Below are 17,403 nucleotides of genomic sequence, written 5' to 3'. Positions count from 1 at the left end.
GTTGGGAATTGACCATAGGGCTTTTTTGAATTCGGCTAGTCGCTGTGAGGCGAAAGCAGCTTTAGCTTTGGTTCAAAAAAAAGTGACAACTGACAAATTTTCATCAGTTTTGCGATCGCTTTTGTGAATCGTCCTGTCAAATAAAGTGAAGGGCGATGGGAAGGAAATTTTCTGGCATAACTTTCCTAGAAAACTAACTCGTCCCTAAATCGCTAACCACAATGAACTAGAGTTTTAGAAACAAGCAGGTACTGGTCTTTTAGTTAGAAGCGTTGATGCATGAATCAAAGCAAGCAAAGGTTACGGCAGAGAACCTGAAGCAATCGGCTTTTCTGATTTGTCAGCGGGTGTTGGTAGATGGACAGAGTCCGACACTGTAGTAGGATTTGTGGGTAAAAAAGATACGCCTTATTGTGAAGTGTGATAATTTGTTGTAGGGTTCGCTAGGTCTAAGTTAGTTTACTGAGTCTCCGTTCATTAGGTGATGCTCCACTACCGTATGTACATCTATGCGTCCTCGCAAAGAAGTTACTGAATTTTTTTCAACTTTTGTAAGGTTTGAATCTGAACGTTTTGGTGGCTGGATAGCTGATGCCCAGTTGCGTCGAAGTATGGGGCAGTGTTTGAAACAACCGTTAGAGAATGTCGGATCAGAAGTGGCAAATTCTGATCTGTTTTGGTCTCTCTACTGGTATCAACTTTGGCAGTCTCAAGTAGGAGGCTTATCAGGACTACATTTATCAGCCTATCTTCAAGAGCCTTGTTATTGGGCGGCACAGAAAACGGCTAGAAAAATCACCAGCACTCAGTATGGATTGTCGGACTGCTTCCAGTTGGCGATCGCTGAACTCCCCACAATCCTTAAAGGGTTTAAGCCAGAGCGAGGTCATCTCAAATCATATGCTGAAATGGCGTTTCGCAGTCTGTTGCGGGATATTCTCCGACAGCGGCAGGAAGCGGATCTTTGTACCCACTGGACTTTGTTGCGCAAAGTCGGCAAGCGGCGATTGATGGAATCTCTGAGCCATGCAGGATTGTCGACTGAAACAATGGCTCAATATCAATTAGCTTGGATGTGCTTTAAGAAGACTTATGTTCAGTCTGCTCCTGCAAGTGGGTTGCCAACGCTTAATCCAAGCTTTTGGGCTGCCGTTGCAACACTGTACAACAAAGAACGGCTAGGTCAGTTGGATGCATCAGGTCAAGCTTGTGATGCGGCGACGATTGAGACATGGCTGGTTCACTGTGCCTTAGCTGTCCGAAAATATCTGTACCCGCCGATTTCCTCGCTTCAGACTCCTAGAAGTGGGACAGATTCTAATGAGGTGTTGGAAGATTTACTCTCTGTTTCTGGTAGTGAAGGCATTTTGGCTGAGATCATTGCTCAGGAGGATGCTCAAATTCGGCAGGAGCAGCAATCACAGATCTATAAGGCTCTGGTCGTGTTGTTAGAGCAGCTAGCGCCAGAGCTACAACAGGTGTTGAGTCTTCATTATCAGGAAGGTCTGACCCAGAAAGAGATGAAGCTAAAGTTGAATAAGAGTCAGCCGACGATTTCGCGATGTCTTAATCGAGCGCATGAGCAATTGTTGATCGCGCTCGTGACCTGGAGTCAAGAAACCCTGAATATTTCCCCAGATGCAAACCAAATAGGGGACATGGGCTTGCTCCTGAAAGAGTGGCTTGAGTGTCATTATGGCGGCTCAGCTAGATCTGCCCAGTAAATATCGAGGTGGAGGAAGTAGATTGTGGTGATGACATTTGCAGCGGAAGAATGGTGTTTTGAAATTCCGCCAGAGACGCAAGCGGAGGCTTGGCAACAGAGCCAGCATTTTGCTGAGCCTGATAGTCGGTGGAATGCCTATCTCAATCAAGTTTGTCTTGATGTTTTGTTGCCCTGGATACAGACTGAATATGCCTTAGAGGCTTCGGCTTGGCTGGATCATTCGTCTATCTGGGAATTTGTGAATGGAACGGCGATCGCCATTGGTGAGACTCGGCTAGTTTTGCTGCCGAGTGAAGTAATGGATGATGGAGCATTGGAAGTGCCGCAAGAGTGGGTGGATATTCCCAGTTGGGCTTCGGATTATTATTTTGCAGTGCAGGTGAAATCAGATGGGCAGGCGGATGATCAGTGGGTCAGAGTTTGGGGGTATACAACACATCAGAAGTTGAAGGAGAGTGGCAACTATGATGCAAGCGATCGCACGTATTGCATGGATACCGAGCATTTAACTCGTGATCAAATGACGTTTTGGGTGAGGTATCAGCTCTGCCCAGAGGAACAAACTAGAACGGTTGTTGCCCCGTTACTGGAATTACCGACTGCTCAGGCAGGCAGCTTGATCCAACGGCTAGGAAGCCCTGCGGTTGCCTTTCCTCGATTATCTGTCCCATTTGCGCTTTGGGGAGCCTTGCTGGAGCGAATGGAATGGCGACAAGCTCTTTATCAACAGCGGCAAGGAGAGCAACCTCAAGGGCAAGACCTCCGACCTGTGCAGCTCCGTGAATGGTTTCAACACATTTTTAATGCGGGTTGGCAAGCGGCGACGGCTTATAATTTTCGTTCAAACTTGCTCACGGCGGAATCAGATGTGATTCAAGCCAAGGTAATTGAGTTTATGGCCCCTGAGCCTCAGCACGTGCTGCTATTTATGGGGCTGAAAGCTGAAGCAGAGGATAGGGTTGGCATCCGAGTTCAGGTGCATCCTAGTGGCGATCAGTACATACCAGTCAATTTGACATTGGTAATGCTGGCTGAAGAAGGAGAAGTGGTGCAGACGGTTCAAGCGGGTGAGCAGGATAACTGTATCCAACTGAAGCGGTTTCGGTGTCCAATTGGCAGTCGGTTTCGGTTGCAGATTGTACTGGATGAATACAGCACGACTGAATTTTTTGAAGCGTAGGGGGAGGACTTATGAGCCAACTAATTGTCCTCAATTTTGCGAAAGGTAGTTTGCAGCAGGGGTTTCCAGAGGTGACCACCCAGCTTTGGGAAGGGGGCAGTGCGATGCCGACGCAGTTTACAGGTTCGTTGCCTGCTTCTCTGGAATTACTGGATTTATATCAGAAGTGGCGATCGCTCTACGAAGCGCTCCATGCAAGACTGAGTTTGCGCCGTGCCCGGACAACATTTGAGATTGATGAAGCGGATATTACTAATGTTTCTGAAGCTGAGTTCAATCATCTTTGCCAGCAAATTAAAAGCCAATTGAATCGTTGGCTCAACTCGGATGGGTTTGGTAAGGTTGAGCGCCAACTTCGAGCCAACCTATCTCGGTCTACTGAGATTCGGGTTGTGGTGACGACAGAAGATCCGCATCTGCGAAAGTTTCCTTGGCACTTATGGAATTTCTTTGAAGATTATCCTTATGCCGAAATTGCGCTGGGGACTCAGAACTATGAGCAGCCTCATCCGCCTCGTCAAAGTTCGACTCGGTTGGTCAAGATTTTGGCAGTGCTGGGAAATAGTGAGGGGATTGATACTCACCGCGATCGCGAATTCCTAGATCAACTTCCTGGGGCTGGAACGGTGTTTTTAGCAGAGCCACCCCGTTGGGAATTGAACCAGCGATTGTGGGATGAGAAGGGGTGGGACATTCTGTTTTTTGCGGGGCATAGTGCCAGTCAAGTCGATGGGCGATCGGGTGAGATTGCGATTAACCAGACGGAGAGTTTGACGATTGATCAGTTGAAGAATGCTTTGAAGGCGGCGATCGCCCGTGGATTGAAGTTGGCGATTTTTAACTCTTGTGATGGGTTGGGTTTAGCGCGGGCAATGGCGGATTTAAATATTCCGCAACTGATTGTGATGCGAGAACCTGTGCCGGATCAGGTTGCTCAGGAGTTTTTGAAGCATTTCTTGACTGCTTTTTCAGGAGGGAAGTCGCTATATCAGTCGGTGCGGGAGGCGAGAGAGAAGTTGGAGGGGATGGAGGATGAGTTTCCGAGTGCGTCTTGGTTGCCTGTGATTTGTCAGAACCCGGCGGAGGTTCCGCCGACTTGGAAAGATCTGTTGGATGGAGGAAGACAAGAGCCAAAAGCAAGCCTCAAACGCAGCTTGCGAAAAATGGTATTGTCGAGCTTAATTGGTTTGGCTTTAACTCAGGGTATGCGACAACTAGGATACCTGGAATCGTGGGAACTCCAAGCCTATGACCATCTTATGCAAGTACGTCCGATAGAGAAGACGGATGCGCGATTGTTGCTGATTACCATCACAGAAAATGATCTTAAGATTCAACCTGACCGTCAAGGATCATCACTCTCGAATAGTAGGCTTGAACAACTGATTCAGAAAATAACTCAATATCAACCTGCGCTCATTGGGTTGGATGTCCTTCGAGAATCGCCTATCGAGCCTGAGCATAAAGAGTTAATTCGTCAGGTTCAACAAAATGACAAATTGATTGTAGTATGCCGCAGTAAGACTTCAGAAGTGTCTGCTGTTGGACCTCCGGTCGAAATCCTAAAAGGTCATATCGATAGCCGAGTTGGCGTAGATGCATTGAATATAGATTACCCAGAAGGAAGCGTTCGCCGTCAGATGTTGGCTCAAGATCCCCTTGTTGGAGAAGCCTGTCAGACTACTTTCTCCTTTAGCAGTTCAATCGCAGTTCGATACTTACAGGATAAAGGCATTAAACCCGATTTCAAGGACGGTCAACCTCTCTTGGGTGATATCGTCTTGAGGCGATTAGAAGCTGATACTGGTGGCTATCACCAACTTGACACTGCTACCCAACAAATCTTACTGAACTATCGATCTGCTAACCCAATCGCGCCTCAACTCACGCTAAAAGAAGCACTTGAAGGTAAAAAGCTGACACGGAACTTGGTGGCAGGAAAAATTGTTTTAATTGGAACTGTTGCGCCGAGCTACCGGGATTTGCATTTTACTCCCTACAATCGCCGTGTTGACCAAAGAATGCCAGGAGTGATTGTCCATGCTCATATGGTGAGCAGTCTAATCAATGCAGCCCTTGGAGACGAAAATGGCAAGAAGCGATCGCTGATTTGGTGGCTGCCTGAATGGGCAGAAGTAGTTTGGATCGGGGTATGGGCTTTAGCTGGAGGAGCGATTGCTTGGCGCTCTCGCTCGCTCTTAGTCGTGACTTTGGGAGAGGTTGGGGCAATTGTCTTTCTCTATGGCTGCTGCTACGCTGTGTTCGCTTTCCAAAGCGGTTGGATTCCTCTAGTTCCACCTTTCCTCGCATTAGTCGTAGCAGGTGGAACGGTCATGATTTACGGTCGGTTGCCTGTTCAGGCATTGTAGCTATTCATTAAATCTCAAAGCAGGTGTTTATGGTTAGTTCTAATTTTAAGTATTTGCAAACGATCTCGGCAGGAACGATCGCAGGCGGGATGTTTTGGTTGAACTCTGTCAGTTTGGTTCAGGCTCTACTGATCGATTCCAATTCCTTCTTGGTTTCCGAAGAAACGACAGGTTCTAGTATTTGGGGAGGGGGCGGAAGAACATCTCAGCAAACGAATGGATCAACACATGGTCCGTGTGACATGAATGTATCGAATCAGGAGCGCATGGTTGCGTTGATACCTAAACGTCAGAATTGGATTACAACTACGGATGAACATCCGACCTTCTGGTTTTATCTTCCGGCAAAGGCGGATGAATTTGCCTCTGTAAAATTTGTTCTTCATTCACTTGATCGGACACAAACACCGCTTTATAGCAAATTCCTGGAACCTACAGAGGCATTGCCAGGTGTTATTCAGATCAAGATTCCAGATACAGTTCCAGCGTTAGAGACTGCTCGCTCCCATGAGTGGTTACTTATTTTAACTTGTAAGGAAGGTACAGAGTTACCTCTCCGAAATACTGTTACAAGAGTTTTGCCTAGTCCCGAATTGACGGCTGATTTAAGAATGGCATCGACTCCTGAGGCAAAATCGGCTGCTTATTTTAAGCATGGAATCTGGTTGAATGCGTTGAAGGTAGTAGGCGATCGCCACAGTGCTGATTTGAGTAATGTTCCTTGGAAGACTCAGTGGAAAAAGTTATTAGAAGATGAGCATGTGAACCTACAAAGAATTGTCCCAGGTATTGCAGACAAGCCTATTGTTAACTGCTGTCGGTCTACTGGGGAGTAGTAAGAGTTGCATTACGAAACATCTCGAAATGCAAAGGGCTATGTATTCCTTTGATGTTTTGTAATCAAAGGCTGGTTCTCCTTAAATTCAGTCATAAAGTCTAACTAGTACGAGTATAAAGTCGACATTGGGTGATTTACGGAGAGCAGCTATGAAATTGTACACACAGCTTCTTCAGTATAGTGTCCTGGTTCTAGCACTCTTACTTCCGTTGTCGGCTCACGCCCAGCGGATTACTCCTGCTCGTGATGGAACGGGGACGGTCGTTCGTCAAAATGGTAATCGCATTGATATTGAAGGGGGAGCGCGATCGGGCAATCGCGCCAATCTCTTCCACAGTTTTGAGCAGTTTGGTCTGAGTCGGGATCAAATTGCCAATTTTTTGTCAAACCCCGAGATTCGCAATATTTTGGCACGGGTGACAGGGGGTGATGCTTCGGTAATTCAGGGTTTGATTCGGGTGACAGGGGGCGACTCAAATCTATTTTTGATGAATCCGGCTGGGGTGATTTTTGGCTCAAATGCCCGTTTGGATATACCGGGTTCTTTGACGGTGACAACTGCTAATGGCATTGGGTTTGGGAGTCGTTGGTTTAATGCGATCGGTGCGAATGATTACACTTCTTTGATTGGTGAACCAGGGAGTTTTGGGTTTACGATGGGCGAACCGGGGGCGATCGTAAATGCTGGAGAGTTGGCGGTGCCGGAAGGGCAAAGTCTGAGTTTGCTGGGGGGAGCGGTGATCAATACGGGGCGGATTGCGGCTCCGGGTGGTGATATTACGATTACGGCGGTTCCAGGTCAGAATATCCTCCGCATTAGTAAGGAAGGCATGGTGTTGAGTCTGGAGATTGAGTTGGCTCCGGGTCAGGATGGTTTGCCAAACGAGGTTTTGACTGATCCGGCTGCTCTGGCGCAGTTGTTGACGGTGGGGGCAGATGCTAATACGGGGTTGATAGTTGCTTCTGATAATTCAGTCCGTTTAGTGGCTTCTGATACTGTGATTCCAACTGGGGCGGGAACAGCGATCGCCTCTGGTACTCTTGATGCTTCTACTCAGGGCACTACATTGCCTGAAATTAATGTGTTGGGCGATCGGGTAGGTTTGGTCAATGCGACGGTGAATGCTTCGGGTCAAAACGGGGGCGGCACGGTCAGAATTGGGGGCGATTATCAGGGACAGGGAACGGTGCCAAATAGCGATCGGACGTTTGTGAGTCGGGATTCATTGATTAATGCGGATGCACTGTATAGCGGTGATGGTGGTCGAGTGATTGTTTGGGCGGATGAAGCAACCCATTTTTATGGGACTTTAACTGCCAGGGGAGGAAGAAATGGAGGCAACGGTGGCTTTGCCGAAATATCTGGGCACTCTTTCTTAGATTATTCTGGCATCGCCGATTTGAGTAGCGTTCAAGGTAGGTTTGGTACCTTGTTGCTTGATCCATTCGACATCAATGTGATTGCGGGTGCGAATGTCCCCGCCCAACTTACCGCCAACGATGCGTTTAGTGATCCCCCTGCAACTGGGGTAAGCAATATCAATAACGGTACTATTAATAGTTCAACAAGTAATGTTGTCTTGCGAGCAAATAATAATATCAACTTTAATGCTCCCATTCAGATTGATGCTCCTAGAATAGGGCTAACCGCTGAAGCAAATAACAACATTACAGTCAATCCTGGCTCAAATATTACTACCAATGGTGGCAATGTCACGCTTATAGCTAATTCAGATAATGGCACTAATGGCGGTGCCCTTGTGATTAATGCCGCAACAATTAATACTAATGGCGGTGACTTTGTAGGAAGAGGAACAGGGAGCGCTACGGGGAACACTCTTTCTAATGCTGGTGTCACCTTCACTAGTAACATTGACATTGGTAGCAATGTCAATGTTGGCTCTGGTAGTATCGACATCCGTGGAACAGGGGGAACAACGGCTAGAAACTATGGAATAATTTTCACCCTTCGCAGCACACTAGAATCAACTGGCGGAACTATTACTTTAGAGGGTAGAGGTGGAGACACAACGGGTAATCCAACTTTACCTCCGACCAGCTTCTGTGTTACTGGAAAAACTTGTAACTCTGGTGTCCTAATTAGTAATTCTACTATTAGCTCAGTGAATGGAGACATTATTCTCAATGGGTATGGTGGTAATTCGACTGGAGCATACAATACAGGAATTGAAATTAGTGCGGGAACCAGTACAATACAATCAAAAGGTGACGGAAATATCACGATGTTTGGTCGTGGTGGCAATGGCAATGAGGAGAATTCAGGAATACAAATTCAGAATTCTTCTAGGGTTATTGTGAACAATGGGATTGCCAGACTCACAGGTCGCGGCAATGGTTCTGGGAGCATTAATAGAGGTATCTCGTTTTTCACTGAAGGCGCAGTGGAATCGCGGGGTAGTGGAGACATCGTTCTGGATGGAAGAGGAAGCGTAGATGGAAATAGTGGAAATAGTGGTATTTTGTTTCAGACAGGAGTTCCTGGCTCAAGAACCGATCTTGTAGGTGTTCAAGCAATTGGCTCAGGAAATATTACTCTTACAGGTGTTGGTAATGGCAGCCTGGACAGGAATCGTGGAATCAATCTTGAAGCGGGTACTGTTCGATCAAACACTGGAACCATTAATTTAAGTGGTACTGGTAACGGTTCTGGAAGTGAAAATTATGGCGTCAATCTCCTATCTGGAAGTCAAATAGTATCGGATGGGACAGGCTCTATTACTTTGGAAGGTACTGGAGCTAGGACGGCTGGAATTAACTTTGCTGGTAATCAAGATGGGATTCAAGGTAATCGCAATATTACCTTAAGATCTGATGAGATAGATCTTGTCTCTAGTACGCAGATTCAGGGTACTGGAACTCTTCAATTCACACCTCTGACTCCTAGCTTAGGTAGCACTATTGGAGGCAATACTGCTGATAATCGCTTAAATTTAACTGATCGTGAACTCGGTACAATACAAAGCGGTTTTTCCCAAATCTTGATCGGAGGTAATAATTACGACGGCACAATTACTACCGTACCTAATAACTTCAACGTTACATTCAACAACCCGATCGCATTCCAAACCAATCAAGACATCAACGTTGGTAACATTACTAACCCTGGTCGAGCTATTACCTTAACCAGCAATAACGGCAGGATCACAGCAAGCAATCTCGATACCTTCGCAAATGGGAATGGTGGAGCGATCGCCCTCTCCGCCCCTAACGGCAGCATCACAACGGGCACTCTCAACTCGTCCTCACAAACCGGGAGAGGTGGAGCTATTGATCTCACAGCAGGCGATCGCATTACCACCGGAGCCGTGATCCTTGGCTCATCAACTCCTAGTCCGACCAATGGAACTCTCACTGCCAATACTCGTGGCGCGATCGACTTTCGCGCCGGACTCACGCTCAACGGTGCAGATGTAGAGGTCGGCAATGCTAATCGCCCCAGCAACATTCAGCTTCCTGCTAATCTCAATACAAATGGTGGTAGCCTTAGCTTCCTGCTAGCTGACAACTTTACGCTTTCCAGTGCCATCACTACAAATGGCGGCAACTTTACCTTTGACAGCCCTGAAAATTTAACTGTTTCTAACGCAATTATCACAAACGGCGGCAACATTGCCTTAAACGGCAGAGACATTAATACATCCACTGGCGCTCTTAATACAAGCTCCGCTAACAGAGGCGGAATCCTCCGTCTCAATGCCGATCGCAACCTCACCACAGGCAATCTCACATTCGGAGCCACCAACAGGCGATCGGACGTAGACGGGCAACTCATCATCAATTCACCGGGCACAGTCAGCCTCGGCACCCTCACCACCAACGGTGCAGAAGTCCGCTTCGGCAGATCAATACCCAGAAACCTGATTTTGTCAGGTGACATCAACGCAGGTGGTTCCAGATTCCAACTCGGCACATCAGATAATCCGATCGGCGACCTCACCCTGACCAGAAACACTTTCACCAACCTCACAGACTTTGTGGTGAACAGCAACAGTACCCTTCGCTTCGCCGGACTTCTCCAAACTGATGGCAACCTCGCCCTGACTGCTAACTCGATCACCACTCCCAACTCTGCCCGCATTGACACTAACGGTGGCAATATTGCCCTGACTGCTAACTCGATCAACGCTCCAACCTTGGACTCCAGCAATAATGGAGGCAGAGGCGGCAATATCACCCTGACTGCTAGAACAAGTGGAATTACCACAGGCGACCTCATCAGTTCTGGAAGACGCGGAGGAACCATTCAAGTCCAGGCTGAGACAGCAATTACAGCAGGGAGAATCAACTCCAGCGGCAGCGCAGGCAACGGTGGGTCTGTCCTGCTTGACCCCAGCGGCGACATTCAGGTTAGCTCCATCAATACGCGAGGCAGCGATCGCGGTGGAAATGTCACGATTGAAACAGAACGATTCTTCCGCGCAACAGGTCGGATTCCAAACGATTCTCGATCTAGCATTTCTACCGCAGGAGGCACTTCGGGGGGCAGAATTGAGATCTCGCATGGAGGAGATGGCATTGTGCCATTTGTCGTGGGTGGTGTCAGCATTAACGGTACACGAGGAGGCATTACCTCTGGTGACGCGACTGTTCCACTCGATTCTTATCGATTTGGTTTGACTCAACCTCCCAATATTAGTTTACTGACGAACGCAATTCCTCCTAGAGAAAGAGATCCCCAGCAACTGACAAACGATGAAGACCAGAAAGACGAAGAATCACCCTCTCGCGTACCCAACCCGATCGCGGTTCAACCGCCCTCATTGATGCTGGATCCGGGAGTGAGTAACCTTGATCAAAGTATTACCGATGACTTCAAGAAATATTTCAGCCAAAACTCTATAAGAATTGCCGCTCCACCAGTCTCGACTGAGAGAGCAATAGGTCAGGGGAGCGCAACAAGCACCGAGGTTTATCAATTTCAAGAAGGAAGTTTGTTTGCTATTTCAACTACTCTCCAAAGAATTGCAGATGCAACAGGTATTAAACCAGCAGTTGTCTATGCTAACTTCATTTCAGCAGGTAAAATCTCGAATGATCAGATTGTTCAAAAAATACCAGATTCAGGAGAAGCAAAACCAACCGATCAACTACAAGTTGTTCTTGTGACCGCTGATCGTCTCCCTGTAAGAGTGCTACCGCCCGGAGCAACGCGACAAGCTGTCACAGATGCTGCAATAGGCTTTTACAATAACGCTAAAAATGCCTCGACTTCAACTCCTGAAAACATTAACGCTCGAATCCTTTATAGATGGTTAATTGAACCTCTGGAAGCAATTACCGATGGCGATAATCAGCCAGTAAGTAATGTTCCCCCTCAAAACTATTTAGAGCGCCAGAAAATTAAGAACTTAGTATTTGTCACCGATGAAAAACTTCGTTCAGTTCCCTTAGCTGCATTGAAGGATGTAAATAATCGTTTTCTCATTGAAAACTATAGTATCGGTATAGCTCCCAGTCTTTCCCTTACAGATACACGCTACAGAGATATTCGGAGCAGTGAAGTTTTGGCAGTAGGTTCGTCTACATTTCCTCAAGACGAAGAACGGTGGGATGAACTTCTGTCAGTTCCCCTTCAACTCAACTCCATTTTTGTTCAAAACCTCTGGCAGGGTCTTAAGCCTTCTCAGTTGGGTCAGCTACTGCCCGAAGAACAAGTCACCCGAAATCTTCTAGAGAAACAAAATCATTTTGGTATTGTGCACTTTGCAACCCATGCATTCTTTCCTAACGAAGAGCAAGCAAAGAATCAGTTAAGTCCTTCTATCGAACTGCATGGAGATGCACTTCGTTTAGATGATATCCGAGAGCAAGGTTGGAATAATCCTCCAGTCGATCTCTTGGTTTTAGGTGCTTGTGACACGGCATTAGGCGATCGCTATTCTGAGCTAGGATTTGCAGGAGCCGCAGTACAAAGTGGAGTGATCTCGGTCTTAGGTAGTTTGTGGCTTACCAATCAAGAAGCAAATTGGGTTCTCATGACCGAATTCTATCGATGGCTTAAGTACGTCCCCATCAAAGCGGAAGCACTCCGTCGCGCCCAGCTTGACATTATTAATGGAAAAATCACATACAAAGAGGGAGTGCTATTTTTGCCCCCTATCATTGATGACAATGGAAAACAACTTCTAGCTGCAACCCAGATTTCGATCCCGCCAGCATTGCTAGAACAGTTAAACGAGAGCGGACAAGGTTTTGGTAACGATATTAATGATTCTACGATCAAGAATCCTTATTATTGGGCAGGTTTTACAATAGTTGGAAACCCTTGGTAAAGCAACGAGACTGACTTCACAACTTGCTCAAGGTTGGTAAAACACACCAAAATACAAACCATCATCCTGAATATTTCCCTCTCGATCGCTCAAATCAATAAAAGGAAAACCATATTCCACCCGGACATTTAACCCATTAATACTAAACGGCTCATTTAACAGTAGCCCCAAACCTGCTCCCAACAAAAACCGTTGTTTTGGCAGTTCAATCAAATTTTCTGCCTGATTCCAAACTAACCCTGCATCCACAAACGGCACCAGTTGAATAGATGGATCTCCTCGCCGATTCCGCACGATCGCAATCCGGTCTTCCACAGAGACTCGCAACCCGTTATCACCCGACCGCACATTTTGTCGATATCCTCGCACAGATTGAGAACCACCAATCACAAACTGCTGTGATGATAGTAAAGGGTCAGGAGTCAGTTGTACATCACCTTGCATTAACACTATATGATCATCCCCAAACCGCTGTACCCGCCGCACCTGACCCAACCAACTGAAAAAGCGACTATCAGGAATAGGCGATTGGTTAATCGTCGCATCAAATAAGCCTGTCCCGAAATTAAACTGCGATCGTAACAACCAAGCTCCAGAGCCATCGCGCCGCAAATAATCCTGACTGAACTGAATCACGCTGGTTCGACTAATCCCACCCTGATCCACATCGTTAATATCTAATGGCTCACCGTTTAGCAACGTTAATCCACTTTGATAAAGAAACCCTAACGATAAAGCTAGCTCTTCATCTGACGATCGCACAATCGGTTGGCGATACTCCAGTTGATAAACAGCCTGCGTTCCTCGAATGTCCAAATCTTGAAATTGAGCTTGAGTAATTTCGGTTCGGTTTGGTGCTGCTCTGAGCAAGAGCGTTCCATTCATTGCATTGAGAGGCACAAGATATGTAAAGTCAAATACATCTGCACCTCCTGTAATAGTGCGGGAATAAGAGCCTGAAATTTCATCCCCAAGTCCAGTCAAATTGCGATATCGGGCATTAACGCTAAACCGCTCTGAACCAATACTCGGCGGTGAATAATTATCTGCACTAAAATTCACGACAGATGGCTCAGCTTCTTTGATCCGAACATTCAAAATGCTTTCGCCCTCGTGTCCTTGCTGATCGCCCGTGCTCGACGCAGCCAAACTCGCTTCCACATATTCAAATAATGGATCGATGCGCAGGAGCTTTAATTGATCTTCGAGTTGATTGGTATTGAGCGGTACATCAACGCCTCGTAAAATACGGCTACAAACATAGGATTTATCCAATCGCCGTGTTCCATCCACCGTGAGGTTAATCTGTATTAAAGCCCCCTCAATCATGTCAACCTTTAGCGTTCCATCTTGAACCTGTCTCAGAGTAGGTTGCCTTGCAATAGATGTAATGTAACCTAGCCTCGCGTACAGGCGATCGATTTCCCTCTTAAGATCTATCAAATCCTGCGCGAGCAACTCACGCCCTTTATAGCTCTCTACAGCAGCATCAAACCTAGCTTTATCTGTATTAGCAAAAATGCCATTGGCTGCGACTATATCGTTGACTAATACTTTACTAGGAGTAGGTTCTGAAACCTCTGGCTGTGGAGTAGAAGTATCTGCATCTGCTTCTACTAAACCTGGACAGGTATCAATTTCAGCTTGAACAACAGGTGAGGCTTGTTCTGGGACAGCTTCAAGAGAAGGGCTGACCAGACCTGGAATCGGCACAACCGGACTTGGAGACGGCCTAGGGGCAAAAGGTAAAATTTCAACCTGTTCAGGATCTGCTAGAGCGGTTCGTAGATTCCCCTCAATGAACCATACTGTAACCATCACGAGCAAAGCAAACAGTGGGGGATAATTCATAGCAACTCTCATCTACACCACACTCGGTAACTATAGCCTCATCCCGTAAGCTCCCTGTATAGACACTTAGTTAGAGTGCTCGAAAATACATTTACTCACAAGATACAACCGATCTACATCAACTTGACTGGGTTATACCTAGCACTAAAGTAGATTTAAGTCTGGAAAAGTCAAATTAACTTAAGAAATTAATTCCATAATCACGGTAGAAGTTTCACCCCGCCCAAGACTTCCACAGTCAACTTGGCAGCATCAGAACAAGCTGTCATGTAGTCCGGATTCATCAACAGAACTACCAAAGGAAACAGACTCAACGGAGTTTCTTCCAAAATCTTCAGTGCCGGAAAAGCCTCACTCACAACATGAAACCCGTCCAAAGGTGGCAAAGGCACAAGATTCAACGAAAATAACACCAGGTTAACCTGGGCTGCCAGATAGAAAAACTCAACGCTCCAAATCCCCTGCAAGTTGAAGGTTGTCATCAACCGCAACGCCACAATAAACAGCAAAGCTAATCCCAAATTACACAGCGGTCCTGCCACAGACACCCAAATATTGCTCCATCCCCCAGCCCGAAACTTAGCCGAATTTACAGGCATCTGTCCCCAAGCCAACCCCGTAACGCAGAGACAAGTTAGCGACTCCCAACCCATATGCACCAGCGGATTAAGCGTAATGTGTCCTCGCTGAAGTGGAGTGTCATCTCCTTGGCTGAGGGCAGCATAACCATGCGCTAATTCATGTAGACTAATCGAAAATGCCAGAATTGCAACGAACCTTAGAAAGTAAACCGGATGAGTGAAAAGATTGTAGATGAACATAGGAGTGACGTTGAATATATAAAGGACATCAAACTCATCTATTGACTTAATTGGTTTAGAGCCAATTACTTATTCACTGCTGATTGACTTAGGCTTTTAGCCCGCTTCTGAGCTTCCTGCTGATTGGCAGCATAGGTGGCAGATCTTGCCTTAGCCAATTGTTTATGATGAGAAACGGGCGATACTGCTTGCATATAGTCGTGTGCTTGTTCCCAAAGATGGGCGATCGCTTGCCATTCCGCTTGTGTCTTAGCTTGGTGCGACTGCTCTGCTGCTGTCGTCGCATTGGACACAGCCTCTCCAAAACACAGTTCTGATTTTGCTTTTTGTAGCTCAGTTTCGGGGATCTGGGATGCTTTGTGCCACTCGTCGATCGCCTGTTTCCAGTATTCTGCTGCACTCGACCATTCAACCTGAGTTTGAGCCTTCTCCGTAAGTGCTGCTGCTGCCATCACCTTTTCCACAACCGTCTGAGTCGAAGATGTCTGAACTGCAGTTAAAAGGGCAACGGTTTGTGAATCCATGATCTGCATCGCCAGTTGATGACGTAAATCATCAACTTTTCCAAACAGGTTCTCGTGTAATTCTTCCAGAGTAGGGGAAAGGGGTTCTAGGATCGGTTGAGGCAGATTGTTGTAGAGTCGAAAGTAAATACCTATGGTCGCAGCCGACATTATCGAGACCGTACCAATAGAATGTAGCAGCGCCCACATCAGGCGATTAATCCGTTTATTGGAGGCACTCATCTTCTGGAGAAATTCTGCCTCAATTTGTTCGACATCTTCAGGGTTCAGCCTTAAGCCTTGATGTAAGCGTACTAAGAGATTGCGATCGCGTTCACTGACTCCAGGCGATCTCTGAGCGATCGTCAAAAATTCCTGACGATAGAGATGTAGGCTCTTCTGATATTTTCGTTGCGGCTTCAAAACTTTGGACTCAATTGCCTTAGCTTCTTCACGGGATAACGCTAAGTCTCCTCTCAATTCAACTAAGACTTTGTGACAAGTCTTAGAAATTTTGCCCTGCTGCGCAAACAGTGCTACTTTATTCTCATAGAACTTGCCCTTATCCTGCACAAGGGTGTGGGCGATCGTTAACGGCTCCTCCATTACCAAATGAATTTCAGGATTCATCGGAAATCCAGAGTCCTTAACATTTTTTCTAATGTAGTTATGCAGTTCGTCAACAGTAATTCGTCCATCTCCATCTTGATCCGCTTCACCCGTTTTGATGCCCTCAACCAGATGTTGACTGTAAATCGACAAAGCCGCATCCTTCTCCTCAAAAGAGAATTGCACCGCATTACACGAAGTTAGAATCGCCTGCCCTTTCCCACCAAGCTGTGCCTTAACATCAGCAATCCCAACGCTTCGAGGAACCAAATTTGAAGAGAATGCACCGCTGAAGCAGCAGTTGAGAATCACAACTATCTGCCAACATCGAGAGCCTTCTATTTGATCATGAACAAAGCTAGCAGAGACGGTATCAGCCCAGTATATCTTTCCGTCCATTTCTTGAGTATTATGGGCTGCAAAAAATAGCCTACCAGAGTCATCCTGAATGCCGTGCCCTGAGAAAAACAACAATACAAAATCCTCTTTCTCACGTTCTCTGAACAGCTTCTCAATGGCTTTTGCCATTGTTTGAGTATCGGGATTAAGCAATGTTCTGACTTCATCAAATTTGCCGATCTCCTTATCTTCTAACAAGTGCTGCAATGCCGTTACATCTTTAGTAGCACAAGGCAGCCAAGGTATCCCCGTCCCGTATTCACTAGCCCCAATCAGTAGTGCAATTCTTGCCATATATCCTCGTTATGATTCTTATGTATCAAGCTACTAACGTTGCCGTTAGGCTTCATAAGCCACTGATAAAACCCTGAGCTAATCCGAACACCACTTCCAGTTCTTTTAGGCTACAAGCCTTAACTTCTATCTGCTTACCGTTGGCTTCGATCTTGATATAAATCGATTTTCCAACTAGGCGATCGCGCAAAAACTGCATCACTTTCAAGAAGTTCTCAACGTTCACTTCCGCGGTCAATGCACCGACAATAGCCGCACCTATGGCATAACTTCCATCAGGAGGATTAGGGTTCAACAGCCGATCAACAGATTTCACCTCATCAAGATATCTCAACTGATTCAAGAGTTTTTGAGCTTCTCGGTGACGTTCCATCTCATCGAAATGTTCTGGATCAAATTGAAGCGTTAGTTTTACAGTTTCACAGATCATGTTTAGACTCACAATTTACTAGGGAATAAAACAATAGGCGTGCTGCTTGATGTCTATCCTTGCGAATCCATCGTGATTCCTTAAGTCATT

9 protein-coding genes are annotated in these 17,403 nt (G+C 46.4%); 5 read left to right on the top strand and 4 right to left on the bottom strand.

What is annotated here, in order from left to right:
- Window positions 1–509: 509 nt before the first annotated feature.
- The 5 genes from KME11_22085 (at window position 510) to KME11_22065 (ending at window position 12,406) form a co-directional block, all read left to right on the top strand.
- On the top strand, window positions 510–1,724 hold the full coding sequence (locus tag KME11_22085) for a sigma-70 family RNA polymerase sigma factor (GenBank protein MBW4517903.1): 1,215 nt from the start codon (window positions 510–512) through the stop codon (window positions 1,722–1,724).
- Window positions 1,725–1,748: 24 nt separating this feature from the next.
- A complete protein-coding gene (locus KME11_22080; GenBank protein ID MBW4517902.1) occupies window positions 1,749–2,906 on the top strand; it encodes a DUF1822 family protein in 1,158 nt (385 codons plus the stop codon).
- An 11-nt stretch (window positions 2,907–2,917) separates the two neighbouring features.
- Window positions 2,918–5,275, top strand: coding sequence for a CHASE2 domain-containing protein (locus KME11_22075; protein MBW4517901.1), 2,358 nt, complete (start codon window positions 2,918–2,920; stop codon window positions 5,273–5,275).
- A gap of 29 nt (window positions 5,276–5,304) precedes the next feature.
- Window positions 5,305–6,111, top strand: a complete 807-nt coding sequence (locus KME11_22070; protein ID MBW4517900.1) for a DUF928 domain-containing protein — start codon at window positions 5,305–5,307, stop codon at window positions 6,109–6,111.
- Between the two features lie 151 nt (window positions 6,112–6,262).
- On the top strand, window positions 6,263–12,406 hold the full coding sequence (locus tag KME11_22065; protein MBW4517899.1) for a CHAT domain-containing protein: 6,144 nt from the start codon (window positions 6,263–6,265) through the stop codon (window positions 12,404–12,406).
- Window positions 12,407–12,433: 27 nt separating this feature from the next.
- On the opposite strand, the gene KME11_22060 is transcribed toward KME11_22065, so the two are convergent.
- From KME11_22060 to KME11_22045, 4 genes are all read right to left on the bottom strand, one after another.
- Window positions 12,434–14,257 (bottom strand): BamA/TamA family outer membrane protein, encoded by a 1,824-nt coding sequence (locus KME11_22060; protein ID MBW4517898.1) that lies wholly within the window; start codon window positions 14,255–14,257, stop codon window positions 12,434–12,436.
- A 200-nt stretch (window positions 14,258–14,457) separates the two neighbouring features.
- Entirely contained in the window at window positions 14,458–15,078 is a 621-nt protein-coding gene (locus KME11_22055) for a site-2 protease family protein (protein MBW4517897.1), read from the bottom strand.
- Between the two features lie 65 nt (window positions 15,079–15,143).
- Window positions 15,144–16,883, bottom strand: a complete 1,740-nt coding sequence (locus KME11_22050) for a caspase family protein (GenBank protein ID MBW4517896.1) — start codon at window positions 16,881–16,883, stop codon at window positions 15,144–15,146.
- A 52-nt stretch (window positions 16,884–16,935) separates the two neighbouring features.
- Window positions 16,936–17,325 (bottom strand): hypothetical protein, encoded by a 390-nt coding sequence (locus KME11_22045; GenBank protein ID MBW4517895.1) that lies wholly within the window; start codon window positions 17,323–17,325, stop codon window positions 16,936–16,938.
- Window positions 17,326–17,403 lie beyond the last annotated feature (78 nt).

The organism is Timaviella obliquedivisa GSE-PSE-MK23-08B, assembly GCA_019358855.1.
Classification (GTDB): domain Bacteria; phylum Cyanobacteriota; class Cyanobacteriia; order Elainellales; family Elainellaceae; genus Timaviella; species Timaviella obliquedivisa.
The sequence above is the reverse complement of the archived record's forward strand: the minus strand, read 5'-3'. Positions and strand labels throughout refer to the sequence as shown.